At 57.3% G+C, this 1,259-nt stretch carries 1 protein-coding gene; it reads right to left on the reverse strand.

Annotation, left to right across the window (positions count from 1 at the left end):
* Window positions 1-23: 23 nt before the first annotated feature.
* A complete protein-coding gene (locus V5D86_RS09560; RefSeq protein ID WP_414596459.1) occupies window positions 24-1,088 on the reverse strand; it encodes an IS5 family transposase in 1,065 nt (354 codons plus the stop codon).
* Window positions 1,089-1,259 lie beyond the last annotated feature (171 nt).

Here is a 1,259-nt window from a genome sequence, read left to right on the forward strand (position 1 = left end):
TAGTGTGTTTCCTAATTCTGGTGTCATATAGACATCCTCGTGGATTTGAAACGGTTGAACACCTGGACGAGGAAACCGATCATATCGGCGACACGCTCCCGGGCTCTCGCCCGGAGCTTGTCCCCGAACCTTCTTTTGAGGTCCCCGAACGTCGCCTCTATGCGCCAACGTTCCCCGTAGCCGACCTCCTTCTTCCACTTCTCGCGACCCACCTCGAGTATCCTGCGGATGTGCTTACCGCGGACGGAGCAACCTCTGAACCTCCCGGTGGAGCTGTTCCTCCTCTTCGGGTCCAGTCCGCCGTGGATGTTCGTGATGAAGTCGATCCCCCTCTCCTTCATCGCGTTCCAATGGCCCTTGTTGTCGTATGCGGCATCGGCCAGTACGCGGGCCACCTCGTGGCCCGCATCCAGGACGATGCCGATCAGTCTCTCGAAGATGGGGGAATCGTTGCAGTACGGCTCCGTCACGACATATGCCAGTATATGCCCGGTCTCCGAATCGATGGCGGCATGGAGCTTGTACCATCCGCGCACGCTCCTCTGGTCCCAGCGATGGACCCTCCACCCGGACGGCTCGTCCGGGGAGAGTCCTGTGGAATCCACGATGACCGTGATGGGCGTGGGACGGGGCGGGGCCCCCGTCCCGAACGCCATCACGCGACCGTCGGTGACATCGGTGGTGCCCGAATGGACGGACAGCCTGCCGACACGCTTGTGCAGCTGGCTGTACGATATCCCCTTGAAACCCATCCTGATGAGACGGTCCTTCAGGATCCTTGCGGCAGAACGGTAGCCGCAATCAAATGCGATCATATAGTCCACCGCCCACCGGACCGCGGCATCAGGGACCTTGAACGGAGCGCCGACCTTGCCAGCGTTGGCGGCACAGAGTGCCGCCGAGATGGCCTCCGATTCGAGGAAACGGTCGAGTTCTCCTATGAAACGGCCTTCCACCCTGTTGTCCCTATGCCAATCCCTATTAGACCCTACTCCATCCCTGCCCATGACGGCCACCTTACGACCGTCCGTCTCCTGCCCCTCGACAGGCCATTGCCGTGGCCGGGCAGGGACGTTTCCGTTCTTCACATCGTCACTCGGAGACGGACTTCCATAATTTCTTTCAGTGATTGAATTATAATCAATCAGCTTTGCTGATTGATATATATTCAATATCATAAAGGTTTGCAAAGATACCACAGACTTTTTGAAGAAACAACCAGATTGAATTACAGAATCGAGGAATTAGGAAACACACTA

Origin of the sequence: Candidatus Methanoprimaticola sp. MG2 (assembly GCF_047501175.1) — an archaeon.
Classification (GTDB): domain Archaea; phylum Thermoplasmatota; class Thermoplasmata; order Methanomassiliicoccales; family Methanomethylophilaceae; genus Methanoprimaticola.